1 protein-coding gene is annotated in these 261 nt (G+C 59.8%); it reads right to left on the minus strand.

Annotation, left to right across the window (positions count from 1 at the left end; all coding sequences use genetic code 11):
* On the minus strand, positions 1-261 hold a 261-nt coding region (locus tag ACZ3HG_RS24060; RefSeq protein ID WP_465334936.1), incomplete at both ends, for a cation transporting ATPase C-terminal domain-containing protein.

Here is a 261-nt window from a genome sequence, read left to right on the forward strand (position 1 = left end):
GTACCAGCGCTTCACGATCTGGGTGAGCGTGCAATAGCAGAGGAGCGTCGCGGCGAGCCACGGGAAATAGGCCGCCGGGAGCGGTACCATTCCGACGGCGTCACCAAGCTGCGTGAAGGGAATCAGAACGCCGACCCCCATGACAGCGAAGGTAAGCAGAAGCAGCGGCGTCGCGGCGGTACTCTGCAAGAACGGCACCTTGGCAGTTCGGATCATGTGAATAATCAGCGTTTGCGACAACAAACCTTCGACAAACCACCC

Source organism: Erwinia sp. PME.40.26/001, from assembly GCF_055556675.1.